Source organism: Delftia sp. RIT313 (assembly GCF_000632165.1).
GTDB classification, from domain to species: domain Bacteria; phylum Pseudomonadota; class Gammaproteobacteria; order Burkholderiales; family Burkholderiaceae_C; genus Comamonas; species Comamonas acidovorans.
Map to the genome: position 1 here is coordinate 54,541 of NZ_JFYT01000038.1, position 24,068 is coordinate 78,608.

General features: G+C 65.2%; 26 protein-coding genes. 24 read left to right on the forward strand and 2 right to left on the reverse strand.

The features are described from left to right. Nucleotides 1-69: 69 nt before the first annotated feature. The 24 genes from rpmF (at nucleotide 70) to purT (ending at nucleotide 22,034) form a co-directional block, all read left to right on the forward strand. The gene (gene rpmF, locus BW39_RS09945) at nucleotides 70-252 is read left to right on the forward strand and encodes a 50S ribosomal protein L32 (protein WP_012207072.1); all 183 of its coding nucleotides are present in this window, start codon (nucleotides 70-72) and stop codon (nucleotides 250-252) included. Nucleotides 253-365: 113 nt separating this feature from the next. Then, on the forward strand, nucleotides 366-1,406 hold the full coding sequence (gene plsX, locus BW39_RS09950; protein WP_043821475.1) for a phosphate acyltransferase PlsX: 1,041 nt from the start codon (nucleotides 366-368) through the stop codon (nucleotides 1,404-1,406). A gap of 5 nt (nucleotides 1,407-1,411) precedes the next feature. Beyond that, nucleotides 1,412-2,389, forward strand: a complete 978-nt coding sequence (locus tag BW39_RS09955; protein WP_043821477.1) for a beta-ketoacyl-ACP synthase III — start codon at nucleotides 1,412-1,414, stop codon at nucleotides 2,387-2,389. A 56-nt stretch (nucleotides 2,390-2,445) separates the two neighbouring features. After that, on the forward strand, nucleotides 2,446-3,390 hold the full coding sequence (gene fabD / locus BW39_RS09960; RefSeq protein ID WP_043796600.1) for an ACP S-malonyltransferase: 945 nt from the start codon (nucleotides 2,446-2,448) through the stop codon (nucleotides 3,388-3,390). Beyond that, on the forward strand, nucleotides 3,387-4,133 hold the full coding sequence (gene fabG, locus BW39_RS09965; RefSeq protein WP_013800993.1) for a 3-oxoacyl-ACP reductase FabG: 747 nt from the start codon (nucleotides 3,387-3,389) through the stop codon (nucleotides 4,131-4,133). The genes fabD and fabG overlap by 4 nt, the downstream gene beginning before the upstream one ends. A 149-nt stretch (nucleotides 4,134-4,282) precedes the next feature. After that, entirely contained in the window at nucleotides 4,283-4,522 is a 240-nt protein-coding gene (gene acpP / locus BW39_RS09970; RefSeq protein ID WP_003058049.1) for an acyl carrier protein, read from the forward strand. Between the two features lie 39 nt (nucleotides 4,523-4,561). After that, nucleotides 4,562-5,806, forward strand: a complete 1,245-nt coding sequence (fabF, locus tag BW39_RS09975) for a beta-ketoacyl-ACP synthase II (protein WP_013800994.1) — start codon at nucleotides 4,562-4,564, stop codon at nucleotides 5,804-5,806. A gap of 85 nt (nucleotides 5,807-5,891) precedes the next feature. Then, entirely contained in the window at nucleotides 5,892-6,413 is a 522-nt protein-coding gene (locus BW39_RS30990; RefSeq protein WP_152547222.1) for a hypothetical protein, read from the forward strand. A 38-nt stretch (nucleotides 6,414-6,451) separates the two neighbouring features. After that, the gene (rpoE, locus tag BW39_RS09980) at nucleotides 6,452-7,081 is read left to right on the forward strand and encodes an RNA polymerase sigma factor RpoE (RefSeq protein WP_043783676.1); all 630 of its coding nucleotides are present in this window, start codon (nucleotides 6,452-6,454) and stop codon (nucleotides 7,079-7,081) included. Between the two features lie 77 nt (nucleotides 7,082-7,158). Continuing rightward, nucleotides 7,159-7,875 (forward strand): sigma-E factor negative regulatory protein, encoded by a 717-nt coding sequence (locus BW39_RS09985; protein ID WP_013800997.1) that lies wholly within the window; start codon nucleotides 7,159-7,161, stop codon nucleotides 7,873-7,875. A 304-nt stretch (nucleotides 7,876-8,179) separates the two neighbouring features. Beyond that, entirely contained in the window at nucleotides 8,180-9,652 is a 1,473-nt protein-coding gene (locus BW39_RS09990) for a DegQ family serine endoprotease (protein ID WP_043783674.1), read from the forward strand. Between the two features lie 428 nt (nucleotides 9,653-10,080). Next, nucleotides 10,081-11,889, forward strand: coding sequence for a translation elongation factor 4 (lepA, locus tag BW39_RS09995; protein WP_012207063.1), 1,809 nt, complete (start codon nucleotides 10,081-10,083; stop codon nucleotides 11,887-11,889). Then, the gene (lepB, locus tag BW39_RS10000; protein WP_012207062.1) at nucleotides 11,889-12,866 is read left to right on the forward strand and encodes a signal peptidase I; all 978 of its coding nucleotides are present in this window, start codon (nucleotides 11,889-11,891) and stop codon (nucleotides 12,864-12,866) included. Before lepA ends, lepB begins: the two co-directional genes overlap by 1 nt. Nucleotides 12,867-12,936: 70 nt before the next feature. Further along, nucleotides 12,937-13,290 carry a DUF4845 domain-containing protein gene (locus tag BW39_RS10005; protein ID WP_043821478.1) on the forward strand — a complete coding sequence of 118 codons (354 nt, stop codon included), beginning with the start codon at nucleotides 12,937-12,939 and terminating at the stop codon, nucleotides 13,288-13,290. A gap of 9 nt (nucleotides 13,291-13,299) precedes the next feature. Next, nucleotides 13,300-13,983 carry a ribonuclease III gene (rnc, locus tag BW39_RS10010; RefSeq protein WP_012207060.1) on the forward strand — a complete coding sequence of 228 codons (684 nt, stop codon included), beginning with the start codon at nucleotides 13,300-13,302 and terminating at the stop codon, nucleotides 13,981-13,983. Continuing rightward, on the forward strand, nucleotides 13,980-15,014 hold the full coding sequence (era, locus tag BW39_RS10015; protein ID WP_043821479.1) for a GTPase Era: 1,035 nt from the start codon (nucleotides 13,980-13,982) through the stop codon (nucleotides 15,012-15,014). Before rnc ends, era begins: the two co-directional genes overlap by 4 nt. A 27-nt stretch (nucleotides 15,015-15,041) precedes the next feature. Next, complete coding sequence (gene recO, locus BW39_RS10020; RefSeq protein ID WP_012207058.1) at nucleotides 15,042-15,812, forward strand: DNA repair protein RecO; 771 nt, start codon at nucleotides 15,042-15,044, stop codon at nucleotides 15,810-15,812. Then, the gene (locus BW39_RS10025; RefSeq protein ID WP_043821481.1) at nucleotides 15,809-16,582 is read left to right on the forward strand and encodes a pyridoxine 5'-phosphate synthase; all 774 of its coding nucleotides are present in this window, start codon (nucleotides 15,809-15,811) and stop codon (nucleotides 16,580-16,582) included. Before recO ends, BW39_RS10025 begins: the two co-directional genes overlap by 4 nt. Before the next feature lie 20 nt (nucleotides 16,583-16,602). Next, on the forward strand, nucleotides 16,603-16,998 hold the full coding sequence (gene acpS, locus BW39_RS10030; protein ID WP_012207056.1) for a holo-ACP synthase: 396 nt from the start codon (nucleotides 16,603-16,605) through the stop codon (nucleotides 16,996-16,998). A 59-nt stretch (nucleotides 16,999-17,057) separates the two neighbouring features. Beyond that, nucleotides 17,058-18,149: a beta-N-acetylhexosaminidase gene (gene nagZ / locus BW39_RS10035; protein ID WP_043821482.1), complete on the forward strand. Its 1,092-nt coding sequence runs from the start codon at nucleotides 17,058-17,060 to the stop codon at nucleotides 18,147-18,149. Between the two features lie 111 nt (nucleotides 18,150-18,260). Beyond that, entirely contained in the window at nucleotides 18,261-19,358 is a 1,098-nt protein-coding gene (locus tag BW39_RS10040; RefSeq protein WP_043821484.1) for a 6-phosphofructokinase, read from the forward strand. 7 nt (nucleotides 19,359-19,365) lie between these two features. Next, complete coding sequence (locus BW39_RS10045; RefSeq protein WP_043821501.1) at nucleotides 19,366-20,025, forward strand: DUF1294 domain-containing protein; 660 nt, start codon at nucleotides 19,366-19,368, stop codon at nucleotides 20,023-20,025. An 18-nt stretch (nucleotides 20,026-20,043) separates the two neighbouring features. Beyond that, nucleotides 20,044-20,706 carry an HD domain-containing protein gene (locus tag BW39_RS10050; protein WP_043821486.1) on the forward strand — a complete coding sequence of 221 codons (663 nt, stop codon included), beginning with the start codon at nucleotides 20,044-20,046 and terminating at the stop codon, nucleotides 20,704-20,706. A 110-nt stretch (nucleotides 20,707-20,816) separates the two neighbouring features. Next, a complete protein-coding gene (purT, locus tag BW39_RS10055) occupies nucleotides 20,817-22,034 on the forward strand; it encodes a formate-dependent phosphoribosylglycinamide formyltransferase (RefSeq protein ID WP_043821488.1) in 1,218 nt (405 codons plus the stop codon). Between the two features lie 67 nt (nucleotides 22,035-22,101). Here purT and BW39_RS10060 read toward each other — a convergent pair whose 3' ends face one another. Both BW39_RS10060 and BW39_RS10065 read right to left on the reverse strand, forming a co-directional pair. Beyond that, nucleotides 22,102-22,770: a mechanosensitive ion channel family protein gene (locus BW39_RS10060; protein WP_013801006.1), complete on the reverse strand. Its 669-nt coding sequence runs from the start codon at nucleotides 22,768-22,770 to the stop codon at nucleotides 22,102-22,104. Nucleotides 22,771-22,878: 108 nt separating this feature from the next. Further along, nucleotides 22,879-23,961 carry a GGDEF domain-containing response regulator gene (locus tag BW39_RS10065; RefSeq protein WP_012207049.1) on the reverse strand — a complete coding sequence of 361 codons (1,083 nt, stop codon included), beginning with the start codon at nucleotides 23,959-23,961 and terminating at the stop codon, nucleotides 22,879-22,881. Nucleotides 23,962-24,068 lie beyond the last annotated feature (107 nt).

Genomic DNA, 24,068 nt, shown 5'->3' on the forward strand with positions numbered 1-24,068 from the left:
AACCCCCTCGTGTCTTTAATGGGCTGATCGCGTTTTTTACCAACCCTTTTCAGATACACAGGAGCCATCATGGCTGTTCAGCAGAACAAGAAGTCCCCCTCCAAGCGCGGTATGCACCGTTCGCACAATGCACTGAATGTGCCTGGCATCGCCGTGGAACCCACCACGGGTGAAACCCACCTGCGTCACCACATCAGCCCCAACGGCGTGTACCGCGGCCGTCAAGTGCTGAAGAACAAGTCCGAAGCCTGACCTTCGACCGTTCCCGCAGAGCCCGCGGCTACAGTTTTCGTAGCGCGGGCTTTTGTTTTTTCTGATGGCCGTTCCTATCTTTCCAGGCCTCGCAACAGGCTTGCCAGTCGCTCATGATCACTTTGGCCGTTGACTGCATGGGGGGTGATCACGGCCCCCGCGTCACGCTCGCGGCGTGCCGCCAGTTCCTCGATTCCCATTCCGACGCCCGGCTGCTGCTGGTCGGCCAGCCCGATGCGCTGGCTGGCTTTGCGCATGAGCGCGCCAGCGTGGTGCCGGCCTCGGAAGTCGTCGGCATGGATGACCCGATCGAGGTGGCGCTGCGCAGGAAGAAGGATTCCTCGATGCGCGTCGCCATCCAGCAGGTCAAGGATGGCCAGGCTGCTGCTGCCGTGTCGGCTGGGAATACGGGTGCGCTGATGGCCATCTCGCGCTACCTGCTCAAGACGCTGGATGGCATCGATCGTCCCGCCATCGCTCCCCAGTTGCCCAATGCCAAGGGTGGTGCCACCACGGTGCTGGACCTGGGTGCCAACGTGGATTGCTCGGCTGAGCATCTGCTGCAGTTCGCCGTCATGGGCTCGGCTCTGGTGTCTGCGCTGAACAACGAAGAGGCGCCTTCGGTGGGCCTGCTCAATATCGGCGAAGAGCAGATCAAGGGCAGTGAAGTCATCAAGCGTGCGGGCGAACTGTTGCGCGCGGCAGGCAAGGCCGGTCACCTGAACTTCTACGGAAACGTCGAAGGCAACGATATCTTCAAGGGCACGACCCAGGTCGTGGTCTGCGACGGCTTTGTGGGCAACGTGGCCCTCAAGTCTTCCGAGGGGGTGGCGTCCATGATCTCCAATGCCCTCAAGCAGGAGTTCAAGCGCAACATCTTCACCAAAATGGCTGCAATCGTTGCCTATCCGGTGCTAACTGCGCTGATGAATCGCGTGGACCATCGGCGTCACAACGGTGCGGCGCTGCTGGGCCTTCGTGGGCTGGTGTTCAAAAGCCATGGGTCAGCCGATGCCTTGGCTTTCGAGCACGCGCTGAACCGCGCGTATGATGCGGCCCGCAACAACCTGCTCGACCGTGTCCGTACCCGCATCTCCGCAGTCCTGCCTCTTTTGCTGGCTGCGCAGTCGGAATCGGGACCGTCGGCGCCCTAATACAGATGAGACGCTACGCACGCATCACCGGCACGGGCAGCTACCTGCCACCCCGCCGACTCACCAATCACGATCTGGCAGCCGAACTGGCCCAGCGTGGCATCGAGACCTCGGACGAGTGGATCGTCGAGCGCACCGGCATCCATGCCCGTCACTTTGCCGCGCCCGACGTGGCCAGCAGCGATCTGGCCCTGGAGGCGTCGAAGAGGGCGCTGGAGGCCGCTGGTTGCCAGCCGCAGGACATCGACCTGATCATCGTCGCCACCTCGACGCCCGACATGGTCTTCCCGTCCACGGCCTGCATCCTGCAGAACAAGCTTGGCGCCAATGGCTGCGCGGCCTTTGACGTGCAGGCTGTGTGCAGCGGCTTTGTCTACGCTCTCACGGTGGCCGATGCCATGATCCAGTCCGGCGCCGCAAGCCGCGCGCTGGTGGTGGGTTCCGAAGTCTTCAGCCGCATCCTTGATTTCAACGACCGCACGACCTGCGTGCTGTTCGGCGACGGCGCCGGCGCGGTGGTGCTGGAGGCGTCCGAGCAGCCTGGGATCCTGGCGTCCGACCTGCATGCCGATGGCAAGCATGTCGGCATCCTCTGCGTGCCGGGCAATGTGTCCGGCGGCCAGGTGCTCGGCGATCCGCTGCTGAAGATGGATGGACAGGCCGTGTTCAAGCTGGCGGTCGGCGTGCTGGAAAAGGCCGCCCGCGCTACGCTGGACAAGGCCGGGCTCACCGATGCCGACATCGACTGGCTGATCCCTCACCAGGCCAACATCCGCATCATGCAAAGCACGGCGCGCAAGCTCAAGCTGTCCATGGACAAGGTGGTGGTGACCGTGGACCAGCATGGCAATACCTCGGCCGCCTCGATCCCGCTGGCGCTGGACCACGGCGTGCGCAATGGCCAGGTCAAGCCTGGGCAGACCGTGCTGCTGGAAGGCGTGGGCGGTGGCTTCACCTGGGGTGCGGTGCTTCTCAAGATGTGATGCGGGATGCCTGCCTGTCGGCAGGCTCCCATGGCGCGGCTTTTATTTTTGAAAATATGAAGAAGTTTGCATTCGTCTTTCCCGGCCAGGGCTCGCAATCGGTGGGCATGCTCGACGGATGGGGTGACCATCCTGTCGTGGCGCAGACGCTGGCCGAAGCTTCCGAGGCGCTGGGTGAAAACATCGGCCAGCTGATCCAGCAAGGACCGAAGGAAGCCCTGGCGCTCACCACCAACACCCAGCCCGTGATGCTGGTGGCCGGTGTGGCCGCCTGGCGCGTGTGGCAGGCCGAAGGCGGCGCGCTGCCCGATGTCGTGGCAGGCCATTCGCTGGGCGAGTATTCCGCCCTGGTCGCCTCGGGCGTGCTGACGCTGGCCCAGGCTGCCCCGCTGGTGCGCCTGCGTGCTGCAGCCATGCAGGAGGCCGTGCCCGTGGGCACGGGCGCCATGGCGGCCATCCTGGGTCTGGACGCCGACAAGGTGCGCGCAGGCTGCGCCGAGGTCACGGCTGCCCTGGGTGGCGCTGAAGTCGTCGAAGCTGTCAATTTCAACGATCCTTCGCAGACCGTGATCGCCGGCAGCAAGGCTGCTGTCGAAAAGGCCTGCGAAGCCCTCAAGGCCGCAGGCGCCAAGCGTGCCCTGCCGTTGCCCGTGTCGGCGCCGTTCCATTCCAGCCTGATGAAGCCTGCGGCCGAAAAGCTCAAGGCGGCGCTGGCTGCCACGGCGCTGGCTGCGCCGCAGATTCCCGTGCTCAACAACATCGACGTGGCGGTCGAGCAAGACGCCGACGCCATCCGCGATGCGCTGTATCGCCAGGCCTTTGGCCCGGTGCGCTGGGTGGAATGCGTTCAGGCCATGAAGGCGCGCGGCATCGTGCATCTCGTCGAGTGCGGTCCCGGCAAGGTGCTCATGGGCCTGACCAAGCGGATTGACGCGGACCTGACGGCCGCTGCCCTCTATGATCCGGCCACGCTGGCCGACGTGAAAGAATCCCTCGCATGACTGACAACCAGAACAAGCCCCAGGTTGCCCTGGTGACGGGCGCCTCGCGTGGCATTGGTGCTGCCATTGCCCAGGAGCTGGCAGCGCGCGGCTACCGCGTGATCGGCACGGCCACCACCGACGGTGGCGCGGAAAAGATCGGCCAGGCCCTGTCGGCCCATGAGGGCTGCCGCGGCGTGAACCTCAATGTCACGGATGGGGCGGCCGTCGATGCCTTGATCGACAGCATCGTCAAGAATGACGGCGGCCTGCATGTGCTGGTCAACAACGCCGGCATCACACGCGACACCCTGGCCATGCGCATGAAGGACGACGACTGGGATGCGGTGATCGACACCAATCTCAAGGCCGTTTTCCGAGTCAGCCGTACGGCCATTCGGCCCATGATGAAGCAGCGTTTTGGCCGCATCATCAACATCACCAGCGTCGTTGGAGCCTCCGGCAACCCCGGTCAGGCCAACTATGCAGCCGCCAAGGCCGGCGTTGCCGGCATGACGCGTGCGCTGGCCCGTGAACTGGGCAGCCGCGGCATCACGGTCAACTGCGTGGCGCCTGGCTTCATTGCCACCGACATGACGGCGGAGCTGCCCGAAGAGCAGAAGAACGCGCTCAAATCGCAGATCGCCATGGGCGATCTGGGCCAGCCCAGCGATATCGCCCATGCCGTGGCCTACCTCGCATCTGCGGGTGCGGGATACGTCACCGGCCAGGAATTGCACGTCAACGGCGGCATGTACATGTAAGTGCAGCGGCGGCTTCGGGCAGACCCCTGCCAGAAGCCGGCGTTGCTTGCAACAGAAGAGGCCGTTTCCTCGCGACGGCCGGCTGAAGAGGGCCTGAGGCCCGAAGCAGCTAGAATCGCGGGTTCATTCACAACCCCCAGAGGGAAACCATGAGCGATATCGAAGCACGTGTCAAAAAAATCATTGCCGAACAACTCGGCGTTGAAGAGTCTCAAGTCACCAACGAAAAGGCCTTCGTGGCTGATCTGGGTGCTGACTCCCTGGACACGGTGGAGCTGGTGATGGCCCTGGAAGATGAATTCGGCATCGAGATCCCCGACGAAGACGCGGAAAAGATCACGACGGTGCAAAACGCCATCGACTACGCCAACACCCACCAGAAGGCCTGATAGGGCCCTGACCCGAGCGATCAGCAGAAGGTTTTACGCATGAGCCGTCGTCGCGTTGTCGTGACCGGCCTGGGTTGCATCTCCCCCGTGGGTAACACGGTGGGCGACGCCTGGGCCAATCTTTTGGCCGGCCAGTCCGGCATTGACCTCATCACCAAGTTCGATGCCTCGAACTTTGCCTGCAAGATTGCGGGCGAGGTCAAGGGATTCGATGTGGAGTCGTACATGAGCGCCAAGGATGCGCGCTCCATGGACACCTTCATCCATTACGGCATCGCTGCTGCGGCGCAAGCCGTGCAGGACTCAGGTCTGCCCACGGGCGAGGCCTTGTCGGATGATCTGGCCACGCGCATCGGCTGTGTGATCGGTTCGGGCATCGGCGGCTTGCCGCTGATCGAGAACACCCACGCGGAACTGGCTGCGCGCGGACCGCGCCGCATCACGCCGTTCTTCGTGCCTGCCTCCATCATCAACATGGTGGCTGGCCATGTGTCCATGCGCTTCGGCTTCAAGGGGCCGAATCTTGCCGTGGTGACTGCCTGCACGACCGGGCTGCACTGCATAGGCGAGGCGGGACGCATGATCGAATACGGCGATGCCGATGTGGTGGTGGCTGGTGGCACGGAAGCCACGGTCTCCCCCCTGGGCGTCGGCGGCTTTGCCGCCATGCGCGCCCTGTCCACGCGCAATGATGATCCCAAGGCCGCTTCGCGCCCCTGGGACAAGGACCGCGACGGCTTCGTGCTGGGCGAAGGCGCGGGCGTGCTGGTGCTGGAAGAGTACGAGCATGCCAAGGCCCGCGGTGCCAAGATCTACGCCGAACTGTGCGGCTACGGCATGAGTGCCGATGCCGGCCACATGACGGCACCCAACATGGACGGCCCGCGCCGCGCCATGCTGGCAGCTTTGCGAAATGCCGGCATCAATGCCGACCAGATCGACTATCTGAACGCGCACGGCACTTCCACGCCGCTGGGCGACCTCAACGAGACCAACGCCATCAAGGCGGCTCTGGGCGATCACGCCAAGAAAATCGTTGTCAGTTCGACCAAGTCCATGACAGGTCACCTGCTGGGCGGTGCTGGTGGCATCGAGAGCGTCTTCACCGTGCTGGCACTGCACGAGCAAAAGATTCCTCCGACCATCAACCTGGACAACCAGGACCCGGAGTGCGATCTCGACTACTGCGCCAATACGGCGCGGGACGCGACGATCGAGGTGGCGGTGAAGAACAACTTCGGCTTCGGAGGCACCAACGGAACGCTGGTGTTCAAGCGGATCTGAGGCCTGCGCAACGCACATGAAAAGCCCGCCCCGCAAGGGAGCGGGCTTTTTTATTTCGCGCATGTGCCAGGTGAAAGCAGGATAAATGTCGGTCATGCTGCGGTTTTGCGACACTGCAGGCATGCCGTCTCGCCATGCGCCGCCCGCAGTTCGCCATCCGCTGAAGCCATCGCGCACCGTGGCAGTGTGTCTTTGTGCGCTTTGGCTGCTGGCCGCCATGCTTTTGCTGGCATGGGCCTTGAATCTCCAGTCAGGGTGGTGGCCTGCAGCCGTGGCCGTTGCGGTTTGCCTGGTTGCTGCTGCAGGCATGTGGCATGGATGGCACAGCCTGGGTAAAGGTTTCATCGCCTGGGATGGCGTGCAGTGGTCGATCGACGAGGCGGATCCAGGCCAGGCTGCGCAGCCGGTGCTGCTGCAGGTGCGAGCCGATGGTGGATCGTGGTTGTGGGTGCAGGTCCGTCCCCTGGGTTCCATGGTGCCGGCGGGGCCCTTGCGTTGGCGCAGCTCCCGCTGGCTTCTCCTGTTGTGCAGGCAGAGTCCGGAAACCTGGGGTGATTTGCGGCGTGCTGTATATTCCCCGGCCAGACCTACAGAACGGGCGCAATGACTGCGCCAGGGCCGCCGTGGCCCGTCTTCACCGATTTCATGACGCCTCCCGAATTCCCGCCTTCTTCTGCCGATAGCGACCTGGCTCTGGTCGAGCGCACCAACGCAGGAGACATGCGGGCCTTCGAGCTACTGGTCATCAAGTACCAGCGCCGCATCGAGCGCCTCATCGGCCGCATGGTGCGCGACGTGGACCTGGTGCCGGACATTGCGCAGGAAACCTTCATCCGCGCCTATCGTGCCCTGCACCAGTTTAGGGGCGATGCCCAGTTCTATACCTGGCTGTACCGCATTGCCGTGAATACTGCCAAGAAGGCGCTGCTGGACATGAAGCGCTCGCCGCTGATCACCGAAAGCGCGTTACACAACGGGGATGACGATGATGAAACTTCCCGGGTCAGCCAGGAACTAACCACCGAAGAAACGCCCGAAACGATCCTGGCAGCCCAGGAAATTGCCCAGGCAGTCAACGCCGCCATGGAGGCTTTGCCCGAGGATCTCCGACAGGCTGTCACGTTGCGGGAAATCGAAGGCCTGAGCTACGAGGAAATCTCGAACGCCATGGGTTGCCCCATCGGCACCGTGCGCTCACGGATTTTTCGCGCACGGGAAGCGATTTCAGCCAGGGTCAAGCCTTTGCTGGAGCGCCAGTCGGGCAAGCGTTGGTAGGCGTGACGGGGTTGTGGCCGCCGGGTGGTGCATTTTTTGGGTACAGGGTCTCAAAGCAGACAAGCAGGTGATTGATCATGAATGACGATCTGACGAAGCGCGAACAATTGTCGGCATTGGCTGATGGTGAACTCTCTGCCGCAGAGTTGCAGGCCGTGCTGGCCTATGCGGAAAGCGACGCAGGCCAGCAGGAGTGGCGCATGTACCACCTCGTGGGCGATGTGCTGCGTTCCCCGGAATTGGCCCATCACAGCCGGCATGATGTGCTCTCCGGAATCCGCGCCCAACTGGCCAACGAGCCTCGCCGTCCGCTGGTTTCCGTGGCCACCGAAGAGCTGGCGCAAATTGCGCATCCGGCGCAGGACCGGGCCGTGATCAATGGAGCGCCGCTGCGCGATGCGGCCAATGCCTCGGTATTCCGCTGGAAGATGGCGGCGGGCTTTGCCTCCGTGGCGGCCGTGGCTGCCATTGGCTGGAGCGTGATGCTGGGCGCGCCTGCCGGTCCCGGCGCGGCGCCGGGCCGCGCCCTGGCGGCCCTTGAGACAGGTGCTCCGTCGGCGCCGGTTGCGGTGGCTGGCAATGCCCAGGACTTCCCGCTTGGCGATACGGCCCAGTCTTCCTCGGTCGTGGCGGTGGCCGGACCCTACGGGCAGAGCGTGATGCTGCGTGATCCGCGCCTGGATGCGCTGCTGGCCTCCCATCCGCAATACAGTGGGCCGGCCACGTTGCAGATGCCTGCCAGCTTCTTGCGCAACGCCAACTTCGCCTCGGCACCGCGCGCCAACCAGCGCTGAATCTCACAGGAGAGCATTGCTCTCCTGCCTTCTTTTGCACCCGCGTCCAGCCTTTCGGCATTGAAGTGGACGCGGGTGCAGTCATTTGTGCTCCATGCACGGCGGCTTGTGCCCCATGCATGCTGCCGATTCGGGAACTAACCGCGTCTTTCAGGCTTCTGAGCCATCGTCTGGCCGATGCTCGCCAGGACTGCGCCAGAATGTGACGTTCGTCCGAAAGCAAGTCGGCTGCCATGTGTCCGAACAAACCGCCTGGGCGCGATGGCGTCGGGGCAACGTAATGATTGAGATGGAAAGGATGACCATGACCACTGTTCGATGGAAGACGCTGCAGTCCTGCACACTGGCCGGCGTTCTGGCGCTGGCCGCAGGCAGCGCAGGAATGCTGGTGCCGGTGAGTGCCGCCCATGCGCAAAGTGGCGCCGTGGTGCGGGGGCTGCCGGACTTCACCGATCTGGTCGAGCAGGTCGGGCCGTCCGTGGTCAACATCCGCACGTTGGAGAAGGTGTCCGCCAACTCCGCCGAGGCGCTGGGCATGGACGAGGACATGCTCGAATTCTTCCGCCGCTTTGGCCTGCCCGTGCCCAATGTGCCGCGCCAGCGCCCACAGCCGCGTTCACAGCCTGACGAGGAGCAGCCGCGCGGCGTGGGCTCCGGCTTCATCCTGACGGCCGATGGCTTTGTGATGACCAATGCCCACGTGGTCGAAGGAGCTGACGAGGTGATCGTCACGCTGACCGACAAGCGTGAGTTCAAGGCCAAGATCGTGGGCAGCGACAAGCGCACCGACGTGGCCGTGGTCAAGATCGACGCCACAGGGCTGCCGGCCGTGAAGATCGGCGATGTGAACCGCCTCAAGGTCGGCGAGTGGGTGATGGCCATCGGCTCGCCCTTCGGCCTCGACAACTCCGTCACGGCGGGCATCGTCAGTGCCAAGCAGCGCGATACGGGCGACTATCTGCCGTTCATCCAGACCGATGTGGCCATCAACCCCGGCAACTCGGGCGGCCCGTTGCTGAACATGCGCGGCGAGGTCGTGGGCATCAACAGCCAGATCTATTCGCGCTCCGGCGGCTTCATGGGTATCAGCTTCGCGATTCCGATCGATGAGGCCGTGCGTGTCAGCGACCAGCTGCGCGCCACTGGCAAGGTCACGCGGGGCCGCATTGGCGTGCAGATCGGTCCGGTCACCAAGGACATTGCCGAATCCATTGGCCTGGGCAAGGCGCAGGGCGCACTGGTCTCGGCCGTCGAGCCGGATTCGCCTGCTGCCAAGGCGGGCGTCGAGGCCGGTGACGTGATCATCAAGTTCGACGGCAAGGCCATCGACAAGGTGGCCGACCTGCCGCGCCTGGTGGGCAATACCAAGCCCGGCACACGCAGCACCATCACCGTCTTCCGTCGCGGCGCAGCCAAGGATCTGACCATGGTGATCGCCGAGGTCGAGCCCGACGGCGCGGCTCCGCAGGCCAAGGCCACCGGCAAGGGCAGCACCCTGGTTTCCCAGCCGCTGGGCCTGACGCTGGCCGAGCTCACGGATGCCCAGAAGAAGGAGCTGGGCATCAAGGGCGGCGTGCGCGTGACGGCGGCCGTCGAGGCTGCGGCACGTGCGGGCCTGCGCGAAGGCGACGTGATCCTGCAGCTGGCCAATGTCGAGATCACGGGGCTTAAGAGCTTCGAGGCCACGCTGGCCAAGGTGGACAAGAGCAAGCCGGTGAACCTGCTGGTGCGCCGTGGGGAATGGGCACAGTACGTGCTGATCCGTCCGGCGCGCTGAGGCCGCAGGGGAGGGCGGTTTTCCGGATCCTGGGGAATACCCTCGGAATCCTGACCCGGAGCCGCCCATGCCCCTTGGGGCATTGGGTAAAATGCCCCACCAAAGCGTGACGGCTCAAGGCGTCAGAAACCTGTTTTCAAAGGGGATTGTTGCGGTGCAAAAGCACCGCACTATCCGGTGATCGACGGGCGAGAAATGGCTCGGCGGTTCTGTTGATAAACTGTTGATAAATAATTGTGACAGATCAAGCCCGGACCTTTGCAGGCCTTGTCAGGGCTTGGTTTTCAGCCCGTTTTGCCTACAATAAAGTCCCAACTATCGCAGTTGCCAGAGATTGTTGGTTCGGGGCGCGTCGTTCATGGACGCGCCCTTTTTTCTTGCGCGCCGGCCCTGTCGTTTTCCACTTTCACTAGCAGTCCTTCCCGTTGATGAACCACATCAGAAATTTTTCCATCATTGCGCACATCGACCATGGCAAGTCGACGCTGGCTGACCGCCTCATCCAGCGTTGCGGAGGCTTGGCTGACCGTGACATGGAAGCCCAGGTGCTGGACTCGATGGATATCGAGAAAGAGCGCGGCATCACCATCAAGGCGCAGACCGCAGCCCTGCAGTACAAGGCCAAGGATGGCCAGGTCTACAACCTCAACCTCATCGACACGCCCGGCCACGTTGACTTCTCTTATGAAGTCTCGCGTTCGCTGTCGGCCTGCGAGGGAGCGCTGCTGGTGGTGGACGCCTCGCAGGGCGTCGAGGCGCAGACCGTGGCCAACTGCTACACCGCGCTGGAACTCGGCGTGGAAGTGACGGCTGTTCTCAACAAGATGGATCTGCCCCAGGCCGATCCCGAAAATGCCAGGGCCGAGATCGAGGATGTCATCGGCATCGATGCCAGCGACGCCATTCCCTGCTCGGCCAAGACCGGCATGGGCATCGAGGAGATCCTGGAGGCGGTGGTCGCCAAGGTGCCGCCGCCAAAGGGCGATCCCAATGGCCAACTGCGCGCCATGATCATCGACAGCTGGTTCGACACTTATGTCGGCGTCGTGATGCTGGTGCGCGTGGTCGATGGTGAACTCAAGCGTGGCGAGCGCTTCAAGATGATGGCCTCGGGCGCTGCCTATGAAGCCAACAACCTGGGCGTGTTCACCCCGGCCGACGTGCCGCGTGACGTGCTGCGCGCCGGCGAGGTGGGCTACATCATTGCCGGCATCAAGGAGCTCAAGGCAGCCAAGGTGGGCGACACCATCACGCTGGAAAAGAAGCTTCCCAACAATCTGGGTCCTGCCACCGAGGCCCTGCCCGGCTTCAAGGAAATCAAGCCCCAGGTGTTCGCGGGTCTGTACCCCACCGAAGCCAGCGAGTACGACCAGCTGCGCGATGCGCTGGAGAAGCTGCAGCTCAACGATTCGTCCCTGCAGTTCGAGCCTGAAGTCTCGCAGGCGCTGGGCTTCGGCTTTCGCTGCGGCTTCCTGGGCCTGCTGCACATGGAAATCGTGCAGGAGCGCCTGGAGCGCGAATTCGACCAGGACCTGATCACCACCGCGCCCAGCGTGGTCTACGAAGTGGTCAAGGGCGATGGCGAGGTCATCCAGGTCGAGAACCCGTCCAAGATGCCCGATGCCGGCCGTATCGAGGAGGTGCGCGAGCCCATCGTCACCGTCCACCTGTACATGCCCCAGGACTATGTGGGCCCGGTGATGACGCTGGCCAACCAGAAGCGCGGCGTGCAGATCAACATGCAATACCACGGCCGCCAGGTGATGCTCACCTATGAGATGCCGCTGGGCGAAATCGTGCTGGACTTCTTCGACAAGCTCAAGTCGGTCTCGCGCGGCTACGCCTCCATGGACTATGAGTTCAAGGAGTACCGCGCCTCCGACGTGGTGAAGGTGGACATCCTGCTCAACGGCGAGAAGGTCGATGCGCTGTCCATCATCGTGCACCGCTCCCAGGCCACGTACCGCGGCCGGGCCGTGGTGGCCAAGATGCGCGAGATCATCAGCCGCCAGATGTTCGATGTGGCCATCCAGGCCGCCATCGGCGCCAACATCATTGCGCGGGAAACCGTCAAGGCCATGCGCAAGAACGTGCTGGCCAAGTGCTACGGCGGCGACATCACCCGCAAGCGCAAGCTGCTGGAAAAGCAAAAGGCCGGCAAGAAGCGCATGAAGCAGATCGGATCGGTGGAAGTGCCCCAGGAGGCCTTCCTGGCCATCCTGCAAGTGGAGGATTGATGCAAGCCATGCAATGGATTACGGCCGTCGTACTCGCGGCCTTCGTGGGCTATATCGGTGCCTGGTACACAGGCTTCATCGAGGGCAACTTCGCGCTGCTGCTGTTCCTGGCCACCGTGGTCACGGGCCTGTACTGGGTGGCCGAGCGGCTGTACTTCCTGCCGCGCCGCCGCCGCGCTGCCGTGGCCATCGAGGAGGCTGCCGTGGCACGCCGCGCAGAACTCGACCGCATGGGCATCGCCAAGACCGACATCGAGGTGTCGGAAGAGGCCAAGGGCCGCATCCTCATGCAGCCCTGGTGGCTGGACTGGACGGCAGGCCTGTTCCCGGTGATCGCGATCGTCTTCGTGCTGCGCTCGTTCCTGTTCGAGCCATTCAAGATCCCGTCTGGCTCCATGATCCCCACGCTGCTCGTGGGCGACCTGATCCTGGTGAACAAGTTCACCTATGGCGTGCGCCTGCCGGTGATCAACACCAAGATCACGCAGGGAACGCCGCTGCAGCGTGGCGATGTGGTGGTGTTCCGCTACCCGCCCCAGCCCAGCCTGGACTACATCAAGCGGGTGGTGGGCCTGCCGGGCGACGAGATCGCCTACCTGAACAAGCGGCTGACGATCAATGGCAAGGAAGTCCCGGTCAATGCACTGCCCGACTTCTTCGACAAGGATGCGATGCGCTACTTCAAGCAGTACGAGGAGTCGCTGGGCGACAAGCCGCACCGCATGATCGTGAACCAGGACGTGCCGGCCTTCATCCAGGGCGCCAGCGGCTTCGAGTTCCGCGAGAACTGCCGCTACAGCGTCGAAGGCATCACCTGCAAGGTGCCGGAGGGCCAGTACTTCATGATGGGCGACAACCGCGACAACTCGCTGGATTCCCGCTACTGGGGCTTTGTGCCCGACAAGAACATCGTGGGCCGGGCTTTCTTTGTCTGGATGAACTTCGGGGATTTCAAGCGCATCGGCAGCTTCCATTGATCAGGTGCATGCCTGAGGACCGGATCGGACCGGGCATGCGCGAGGGATTCGCATCGGAGGAGGAAAAAGCATGTTGACATCGAACAACCGGCGTTCGCGCCAGCGCGGCCTGTCCTTTCTGGGACTGGTGTTTGTGGTTGCCCTGGGCGTGGGCGTGGTGGCCGTGGGCGCACAATCCGTGCCTGTCTTCCTGGAGTACCAGGCCATCGTCAAGGCTGCCAACAAGGCGGCCAGCGAAGGCAATTCCGTGGCTGAAGTGAGGGCCAGTTTTGAGCGTTCCTCCGCCATCGATGACTTCACTTCAGTGAAGCCGGCTGACCTCGAAGTGACCAAAATCAACGACCGTGTGGTCGTTGGGTTCGAGTACTCACGCGAGATACACCTCGTGGGCCCCGCCTACCTGACCTATCGTTTTAAGAAGTAGACCCAATAGGTGCCTCCCTTACTGAATGCGCTGCAGCTGAGGCTGCAGCATCAATTTGCCGAGCCTGCATTGCTGCAGCGTGCTGTCACGCACCGCAGCTTCTCGGCAGACAACAACGAGCGCCTGGAATTCCTCGGTGACTCGGTGCTGAACCTTGCCATTTCCAGCCTGCTCTACCAGCGGCTCAGTTCCATGCCCGAGGGCGATCTGTCCCGCGTGCGCGCCAACCTGGTCAAGGAAGGCACGCTGCACCAGATCGCGCTGAGGCTGCAGTTGCCCGATCTGCTGCGCCTGGGCGAGGGTGAATCCAAGTCGGGCGGCAAGCAACGCCCCTCCATCCTGGCCGATGCGGTCGAGGCCCTGATCGGCGCGGTCTATCTGGATGCCGGCTACGCGGCGGGCGAGAAGGTGGTACACCATCTTTTCGAGGGCGTGGACATCAATCCCCACATGCGCGCAGCCGAAAAGGATGCGAAGACGGCCCTGCAGGAATGGTTGCAGGGACGGCGCATGAAGCTGCCGCAGTACGAGGTGGTCGCCACCACGGGAGCCGCCCACCGCCAGACCTTTGAAGTGGCCTGCGCGATTGCAGAGCTGCAATTGCAGGCCCGGGGAACGGGTGCCTCGCGCAGAGCCGCAGAGCAGACGGCTGCCACAGCCATGCTGGAACTATTGAAAGCAAGACACGCATGAACCAAGACAAACCTCCGGCGCCGGCACAGACCGCCGCCGAACTCGATGCCCTGCTGGCTGCGGCCAAGCCCGGCGCCGGCGCAGCACGCACGGCATCCGCCCCTGATGAAGCCCTGGCACCCGAGGTGCCGAGGGGCCCGCAGCGCTGCGGCCTGATCGCCATCGTCGGCAAGCCCAATGTGGGCAAGTCCACGCTGATGAATGCGCTGGTGGGCCAGAAGATCAGCATCACCTCGCGCAAGGCGCAGACCACGCGCCACCGCATCACGGGCATTCGCTCGCGTGCCGCGACGCAGTTCATCTTCGTCGATACACCGGGCTTCCAGACCAAGCACAGTACGGCGCTGAACAAGTCGCTCAACAAGACCGTGATGGGCGCCATCGGCGACGTGGACCTGATCCTGTTCGTCGTGGAAGCCGGCCAGTTCACGCTGGCCGATGCCAAGGTGCTGTCGCTGTTCAAGCCCGGCATTCCCACGCTGCTGATCGCCAACAAGCTCGATACCGTGGGCCGCCGTGCCGAGATCGCCCCCTGGCTCAAGAGCATGCAGGAGCGCCATCCGTTTGCCGAGTTCGTGCCCATGTCGGCCAAGAGCAAGGGCGACATCGAGCGCCTGTTCGGCATCTGCGAGAAGTACCTGCCCGAGCAGGACTGGATGTATGCGCCCGACGAGCTGACCGACCGCAGCGAGAAGTTCCTCGCCTCGGAAACCGTGCGCGAGAAGCTGTTCCGCTTCACGGGCGACGAGCTGCCCTACACCTCCACGGTGGTCATCGACAAGTTCGAGGAAGAGGCCAGCAAGCAGCACAAGCGCTTCATCCGCGTGGCGGCCACCATCGTGGTCGAGCGCGACGGACACAAGGCCATGATCATCGGAGAGAAGGGCGAGCGCCTCAAGCGCATCAGCACCGAGGCCCGCCAGGAGCTGGAAAAGCTCATGGATGCCAAGGTCTTCCTCGAAGTCTGGGTCAAGGTGCGCTCGGGCTGGGCCGACGACGAGGCCCGCGTGCGCTCCTTCGGCTACGAGTGAGAAACCTCCCCGCAAGGCCCTCTGTCCATGGCTAGCGCCAAGCGTGTCTCGGATGAGCCGGCCTATGTGCTGCACAGCTATGACTGGAGCGAGTCCAGCCTGATCCTCGAGGTCTTCACGCGGCACCGGGGCCGCGTGGCGCTGGCGGCCAAGGGCGTCAAGCGCCCGACCTCGAACTTTCGCCCCGTGCTGCTGCCGCTGCAGCCGCTGAGCCTGAGCTACAGCCTGGGCGGCGAGGGCAATGCCGAGATCCACACCCTCAAGGGCGCCGAGTGGGTGGGCGGGCATGTCATGCCCCAGGGCGACGCCCTAATGTCGGGCCTGTACCTCAACGAGCTGCTGATGCGCCTGCTGGCGCGAGACGATCCCTATGCGGCGCTGTTCGACATCTATGCCGGCGTGGTGCGCGTGCTGGCGGGCCAGCATGGCGATGCCATCGAGCCCGTGCTGCGCACCTTCGAGCTGCTGCTGCTGCGCGAACTGGGCCATCTGCCCGCCTTGAATGAGGAAAGCGCCACGCTGGCGCCGCTGGCCGAAGGCCGCCGCTATGCGCTGGTGGCCGAAGGCGGCCTGCGCCCGGCGCTGCAGGGCGAGCGCGCCGTGCTGGGCGCTGCGCAATGGCAGGCCATTGAAAGCGCGCTGCAGGCCCGGCAGGCCTTCAATGCCACGCTGCATGTGGTGGCCCAACCTGAGCAGGCGCTGGCCCTCAAGCCCCAACTGAGGGCCCTGCTGCAATACCATTGCGGCAGTCCCATGCTGCGCACCCGCCAGCTGATGATGGATCTGCAATCGCTATGAATCTTTCCCACGCTTCGCAGCGCACGGCGCTGTCGGTCAATGTCAACAAGGTTGCGCTGCTGCGCAACACGCGCCACCTGGGCATTCCCAGCGTGACGCGCGCCGCGCGCATCTGCCTGGAGGCCGGTGCCCAGGGCATCACCATCCATCCGCGTCCCGACCAGCGCCATATCCGCAGCGAGGATGTCTATGAACTGCAGGCGCTGATGACACAGTGGCCGCAGGCGGAGTTCAACATCGAGGGCAACCCGACGCAGAACCTCATGGACTTCATCCGCGACACGCGCCCGCACCAGGCCACCTTCGTGCCCGACAGCGAGGACCAGTTCACCAGCGACCATGGCTGGAACTTCCCGCAGGACGCCGAGCGCCTGAAGCCGCTGATTGCCGAATGCCGCCAACTCGGCGTGCGCGTCAGCCTGTTCATGGACCCAGTGCCCGCCCAGATGGCCGCTGCGCGCGCCGTGGGCGCCGACCGGGTCGAGCTGTATACCGAACCCTACGCAGCTGCCTGGGGCACGGCAGACCAGGAAGCGCAACTGCAGGCCTATGCGGCGGCGGCCCAGGCGGCTTTGGATGCCGGGCTGGGCATCAATGCCGGCCACGACCTCAGCCGTGACAACCTGGCCGCCTTCGTGGCGCGCGTGCCGGGCCTGCTCGAAGTCTCCATCGGCCATGCGCTGATCGCCGACGCGCTGGAGCTGGGCTACGCCGAAACCGTGCGCGCCTACCAGCAGTGCATAGACCAGGGCATGGCGGCGCGCGCCTGAAGCTTTCGCGGAGCGAATCCATGATCTACGGCATCGGTACCGACATCTGCGACGTGCGCCGCATCCGCGCCAGCCTGGAGCGCCATGGCGACCGTTTCGCCGAGAAGGTGCTGGCCGAGGGCGAGCTGGCCACCTGGCGTGCCCGCCGCGCGCGCTGGCCTGAGCGCGGCATCCGCTTCGTGGCCACGCGCTTTTCCGCCAAGGAGGCCTTTTCCAAGGCCATAGGCATGGGCATGGTCATGCCCATGACCTGGCGCAGTTGCGAGGTCATCAAACTGCCCAGTGGCCAGCCTGCCATCGTGCTGCACGGCGCGCTCAAGGAATGGTTCGAGGCGCGCAACCTGCAGGTGCACCTGTCCGTGACCGACGAGAGCGACTACGCGGCCAGCTTCTGCGTGGTCGAGCGCCGCGCCTGATACCCGGCCAGCGTGACGCTGGCTTTTTTGACTCCACAGGATTCATAGGAATTCCCGGCATGACCGAGCACGCACCCCTCATCATCGACATCGCCGGCAAGGCACTCACCGATGTGGACCGCCAGCGCCTGGCGCATCCGCTGGTCGGCGGCATCATCCTCTTTGCCCGCAACTGGGAAAGCCGCGAGCAGCTGGTGCAGCTGTGCGCCGATATCAAGGCGGTCAAGCCCGATTTGCTGATCTGCGTGGACCATGAGGGCGGGCGCGTGCAGCGTTTTCGCGCTGACGGCTTCACGCACCTGCCGCCCATGCGCGCCTTCGGCCAGATGTGGATGGACGACGGCAAGGGCAGCAAGCACCGTGAAGGCAGCGGCGCCCTGGCCGCCATGAATGCCGCCACGGCGGCCGGCTACGTGCTGGGCACCGAGCTGCGTGCCTGCGGCGTGGATTTCAGCTTCACCCCGGTGCTGGACCTTGACTACGGTGCCAGCAGCGTCATCGGCGACCGCAGCTTCCACCGCGACCCGCGCGTGGTGGCCGCGCTGGCCCGCAGCCTCATGCACGGCCTGCTGCAGGCCGGCATGGGCAACTGCGGCAAGCACTTTCCCGGCCACGGCTTCGTCAAGGCCGATTCGCATGTGGACATTCCGGTCGATGGCCGCAGCCTCACCGCCATCCTGGGCGAGGACGCCGCGCCCTATCCCTGGTTGTCCAGCGTGCTCACGGCCGTGATGCCGGCCCATGTGATCTACCCCAAGGTGGACAAGCGCCCGGCCGGCTTTTCTGCCAAGTGGCTCAAGGACATCCTGCGCAGCCGCCTGCGCTACGACGGCGCCATTTTCAGCGACGACCTGAGCATGGAGGGCGCGCGCCGCATCGACGGCGAGCTCATCGGCTATACCGACGCGGCGCTGGCCGCGCTGGAGGCGGGCTGCGACATGGTGCTGCTGTGCAACCAGAGCCTGGGCTTGGGCGAGCATGTGGACGAGCTGCTGGCCGGCATGGAGGCCGCGCAGCGCAGCGGCCGCTGGCAGCCCGATGCCGACAGCGAATCGCGCCGCGTGGCCCTGCTGCCGGAGACCGTGCCCCAGCCCTGGGACGACCTCATGCGCCAGCCTGCCTATCTGCAGGCGCTGGACCTGCTGCCTTGATGGATTGATGGACGCCGCCGCTGGCCGCTCCGAGGGCCAAGGCGGGCTTTGCAAAGGCATGTGCGTGTCGTAACGGGCGCGTCGGCCGGTGTTTCACAGGAGAGTTTTCCCATGCGCGTTGGCGTGCTGACCGGAGGTGGCGACTGCCCCGGCCTGAATGCGGTGATCCGTGCTGTCACCAAGTCCCTGATCAACCACGGCCAGTGCGAGGTGCTGGGCATTGCCGACGGCTTCGAGGGCCTGATGCTCGACCCGCCCGGCGTCAAGCCGCTGGGCTGGGACGAGGTCTCGGGCATCCTGCATGTGGGCGGCACCATACTGGGCACCAGCAACAGCGCCAACCCCCTGCGCGATGCGGCCACGCTGGAGCATGTGGGCCGCAATGTCCGGGCGCTGGGCCTGGACGTGGTGGTGGCCATCGGCGGCGACGGCACCATGAGCCTGGCGCATGGCCTGGCCGAACAGGTGGGGCTGACCTGCGTGGGCGTGCCCAAGACCATCGACAACGACATTGCCAATTGCGAGCGCAGCTTTGGCTTCGACACCGCCGTGGCAACGGCCACCGAGGCGCTGCGCCGCATCGAGAGCACGGCCAACAGCCACCACCGCGTGATGATCGTCGAGACCATGGGGCGCCATGCCGGATGGCTGGCGCTGGAGGCCGGCATTGCCGGTGCGGCCGACGTCATCCTGCTGCCCGAGATCGATTACGACCTGCAGGCCATCGTCGATTTCTGCCGGGGCCGCGAGCAGCGCCAGCGCTACACCATCATCTGCATCGGCGAGGGCGCCAAGGAAAGCGGCGCCAGCCTCACGGTGCGCGAGCGCATCGAGCAAAGCCCCGACCCGGTCCGCCTGGGCGGTGTCGGCCATGTGCTGCGCGAGCGCCTGCAGCCCCACCTCAGGAGCGAGGTGCGCACCACGGTCCTCGGCCATGTACAGCGTGGCGGCGACCCCACGCCCTTTGACCGCGTGCTGGCCACGCAGTACGGCCACCATGCGGCGCAACTGGTGCTGTCGGGGCGCTTCGGCCGCATGGTCACGCTGCAGGGTGGCGAGATCGGCAGCGTGGAAATCTCACGCGTGGCCAACACCCAGCGCACCGTGCCCCTGGACCACGGCCTGCTCACCATGGCGCGCGACATAGGCATTTGCCTGGGCGAGCCAGGCAAGCAGGATGTGCGGCCGGCCGCAGCCGGCAGCCACTGAGCCCGCCATGCGGCAGCAGGGACGTCTCACCGGCTGGAAGGACGAGCAGGGCTTCGGCTTCATCGAACCCGATGGAGGCGGCGCGCAGGTCTTTGTCCATATCAAGTCCTTCACCGATCGCCGCCGCAGGCCCGAGGGCGGAGAGCGTGTCAGCTACGTGCCCAGCCGCAACGCCCAGGGGAAATGGCGCGCGCAGGATGTGGCCTTCATTGACGAACCAAGGACCGGCCGCCCGCAGCCTGCGCGGCGAAGCCGTGCCGGCATGTCTTCGCGGTCTCTGCCGCCTGTGCGAGGCCCGGTGGCGGTGGGCCTGGCCGCTGCCTTCTTCTGCGTGCTGCTGGCTGTTGCCTGGAGCGGCCGCATGCCCTGGATACTGGTCGGCCTGTATGCGGCGGCAAGCTTTGTGACCTTCATGGTCTATGGATTCGACAAGTCCGCCGCCAGGAACGACCGCTGGCGCACCAGCGAAAGCCGTCTGCACCTGCTGGCACTGCTGTGCGGCTGGCCCGGCGCGCTGCTCGCGCAGGGGCTGCTGCGGCACAAGTCCAGCAAGGCCTCGTTCCAGTTGGTGTTCTGGATCACCGTGGTGCTCAACTGCGGCCTGCTGGCATGGCTGCTGTCATCGGCAGGTGCGCCGCTGCGGGCGCTGGCGCCCGGCATCTTCTGAAAATTGAAGGAACTGGCGATGACCCATGCCGGACCATGGCCCGAAATGCCCACCGCAAACGATGCATCGCTGCAGACCTGGCAGGCGTCTTGGGAGAGCGCCTGGTCCGCACTGGGTGCCAGCGCTCCGCCGCCTGTGCTGGCCGAGCTGCTGCAAAGCTACAGCGAGCCCCAGCGCCACTACCACACGCTGCAGCATCTGGGCGAGGCCATGGGCCTGCTGCAACCGGCGCTGGGCCTGGCCGAGCACCCCGGCGAGGTGGCACTGGCGCTGTGGTTCCATGACGCTGTCTACCAAACACAAGCCAAGGACAACGAGGCGCGCAGCGCCGACTGGGCCGCCGCCGTGCTGCGTGAGCAGGGTCTGCCTGCCGATGTGGCCGGGCGCGTGCACGGCCTGATCATGGCGACCTGCCACGCTGCACAGCCATCCGGAATCGACGCCCAACTGCTGGTGGATGCCGACCTGGGCATTCTCGCGGCCGACCCCCTGCGGTTTGCCGAATACGAGCTGCAGGTGCGGGCCGAGTACGAATGGGTGCCCTTGCCGCTGTACCGCGCCAAGCGCCGCGAGGTGCTGCAGGGCTTCATGCAGCGCGAGGTCATCTACTGCACCGACTGGTTCCGGCAACGGCTGGAGGCGCGGGCGCGGCGCAACCTCGCGCAGGCGCTGGGTTTGTAGGCGGCGCCTGCGTCGGCGTCCTATGATCGGGGGCTGCTGCGGGCCGTGCAGGCCTGCCTCCCTCTCTTTCTTATCTTGCCCAGGCTCTGCCTGGCTCACCGGACGCGCAGATGACCACCCTTGGAACCCCTTACTCCCCCCATGCCACCAAAGTCATGCTGCTGGGCAGCGGCGAACTCGGCAAGGAAGTGCTGATCGCGCTGCAGCGCCTGGGCGTGGAGACGATCGCCGTGGACCGCTACGAGAACGCGCCCGGCCAGCAGGTGGCCCACCACGCGCGCACCATCACCATGAGCGATCCGGCCCAGCTCAAGGCCTTGATCGAGGCCGAGAAGCCCGACCTGGTCGTGCCCGAGATCGAGGCCATTGCCACGTCCATGCTCGAAGAGCTGGAAGCAGCCGGCGTGGTCACCGTGATCCCCACGGCCCGCGCCGCGCGCCTGACCATGGACCGCGAAGGCATTCGCCGCCTGGCCGCCGAGGCGCTGGGCCTGGCCACCAGTCCTTACCGCTTCTGTGATTCGCAGCAGGAGCTGCAGGCCGCCATCGACGGCACGGATGGCCAGCCCGCCATCGGCTTCCCTTGCGTGGTCAAGCCCGTGATGAGCAGCTCGGGCAAGGGCCAGAGCAAGCTGGACGGCCCGGACGACGTGGCCAAGGCCTGGGACTACGCCATGGCCGGCGGCCGCGTGAGCCATGGCCGTGTGATCGTCGAAGGCTTCATCGACTTCGACTACGAGATCACCCAGCTCACGGTGCGCGCCAAGGGCGCGGACGGCCAGGTGCAGACGCATTTCTGCGATCCGATCGGCCACATCCAGCAGTCCGGTGACTATGTGGAAAGCTGGCAGCCTCATCCCATGCACCCGGCGGCGCTGCAGAAGTCGCGCGACATCGCCAAGGCGGTGACCGATGACCTGGGCGGCCTGGGCCTGTTTGGCGTGGAGCTGTTCGTCAAGGGCGAGCAGGTCTGGTTCAGCGAAGTCTCGCCGCGCCCGCACGACACGGGGCTGGTCACGCTGGCCACGCAGTGGCAAAGCGAGTTCGAGCTGCATGCGCGCGCCATTCTGGGCCTGCCCGTGGATGCCTCGCTGCGCAACCCCGGAGCCAGCGCCGTGATCTATGGCGGGCAGGATGCCGAAGGCCTGGTGTTCGACGGCGTGGACGAGGCCCTGGCCGTGCCGGGCACGGACCTGCGCCTGTTCGGCAAGCCTGAGAGCTTCGTCAAGCGCCGCATGGGCGTGGCCCTGGCGCGCGCCCAGGATGTCGAGCAGGCGCGCACCAACGCCAAGCTGGCCGCCAGCAAGGTCAAGCCGCGCAAGCCCTGAGGCGCTGCTGAACGACAAAGCCGCCGTCCCTGCACCGGGCGGCGGCTTTTTTCGTGGGAAGGTGAGCTTAGTTGGTCGTGTGCATGGGCGGCTGCGAGGGCTGGGCATCATGCGGCGTGGTCAGGCGGATGGCGCGCTCCTCCTCGCCATGGCTGGCATGCTCGCCATCCACACCCAGACCACCCTTCCAGCGCCGGACCACGCGCTGGAAGATCAGCGAGTTGGGGATCTGCAGCAGGTTGGGTGAGCCATCGGGCGCATGGGCGTCCTGCAAGGTGGTGTAGAGCATGTTGATGTCGATCACGCGGCCCTTGGCGCCGGGCTTTTCAGCCGTGTCCAGCACCTCGATGTAGTCACCCAGGCGAAAGGGCCCGACGATGACGATGAGCAGGGCGCAGAACAGGTTGGACAGCACGCTCCAGGCCGCGAAGAAGGCCACGGCGCCCACGGTGGCAAAGCCGGTGAAGGCCGTCCACAGCACGGTGGCCGAGACGCCCAGGCGCTCCAGTACCAGCGGCACGGTGGCAGCAATGAGAATCCAGCGGAACACGCCGCGCAGCGGCACCAGCAGCTCCGGCGGCAGGCCGTAGTGCCGGCCTGCGCGTGCGATCAGCCGGCGAACCAGGCGATTGAGCAGCCAGGCCGCACCGATGATCAGCAGGATCTGGGCACCGGGGATGATGAACTCCAGCCAATCCTGCATCCAGGTGGGCAGGTGCGCTTGAAAACGACGCATAACTTCAAACATTCAGGAAACAGGAATCCGCTTTCGGGACCCGGATGCGCAGCTCGCGCGCGCCCGGCGTTGAGCTGCGATCGTAAGCGCAGGCGCAAGGCCCGGCAGTCAGGTGCGGCGCTGCTCCACCGTGTCCATCTGCATCTCGAAGCTGAAGAAGCGGTCGCGTCCCTGCGCCTTGGCCGCGTACAGAGCTTGGTCGGCGCGCATGAGCATGGCTTCGGCGCTGGTGTATTCGTCGGGAATGCAGGTGGTGATGCCGCCCGACAGCGTGAGACCCGATTCATGGGGCGAATCGGGGTGGCGTATGCGCAGCACGCGCAGCATCTGGCCTACGGCGCGCGCAAACGTCATGGCGCCCGAGCGTGGCGTGCGCGGCAGGATGAGCGCGAATTCCTCGCCGCCATAGCGGGCCGCCACGTCACGGGGGCGTACGCAGACCTCGCGCAGCAGGCGTCCGATCTGTTTCAGGCATTCATCGCCATGCACGTGGCCATAGGTGTCGTTGTAGCGCTTGAAATGGTCCAGGTCGCAGAGCATCAGCGTCAGCGGCTGGCCTTCGCGCCGGGCCGAGGCGATCTCTGCATGCAGGATGCGGTCGAAGCCTCGGCGGTTGACCAGGCCCGTGAGCTGGTCGAGCTCGACCATTTCGTTGAGCTTCTGGTTGGCCTCGTGCAGCTCGGCCGACAGCGATACCAGGCGCCTGCGCATGTCCAGCAGGCGGCGCATGGCGCGCAGCTTGGCCACGAGCACGATGGGCTTGACGGGCTTGACCAGGTAGTCGTCGCCTCCGGCCTCGATGCCGCGCCACACATCCAGGTCATTGTCCAGGCCGGACAGGAAGATGACGGGCGTCCACTCGCCGGGCTCGGCCTCGCGCAGCTGGCGGGCGACCCAGTAGCCATCCTCGCCGGGCAGGCGGATGTCCAGCAGCACCAGGTCGGGGCGCTGCTCGCGGAACAGGACCAGGGCGCTGGGGCCATCGGCAGCCTCCAGCACGCGGGTCACGCCCGCGTGCAGCAGCTCGCTGACCAGGCTGGTGCGCACCGAGGCCTGGTCTTCCACGACCAGCACGCAAAAGGGCGCGGACTCGTCCGTCGGCTTGGCGAAGCGTGCTCCGCTGGGCTCGATGGCGGGAGAGTCGGCGCTGTCGGTGGGCAGGGGAGGTGGGGCGGGGGGCATGGCCTTCATGGTTGCGAAACCAGGAATGGATCAAGGGGCCGCGCAGTGCGCGGCGGGGGATGGCGCCAGTGTAAGTCGGGTGTCGCGTCCGTGTGCGATTGTGTGCAACGGGGCTT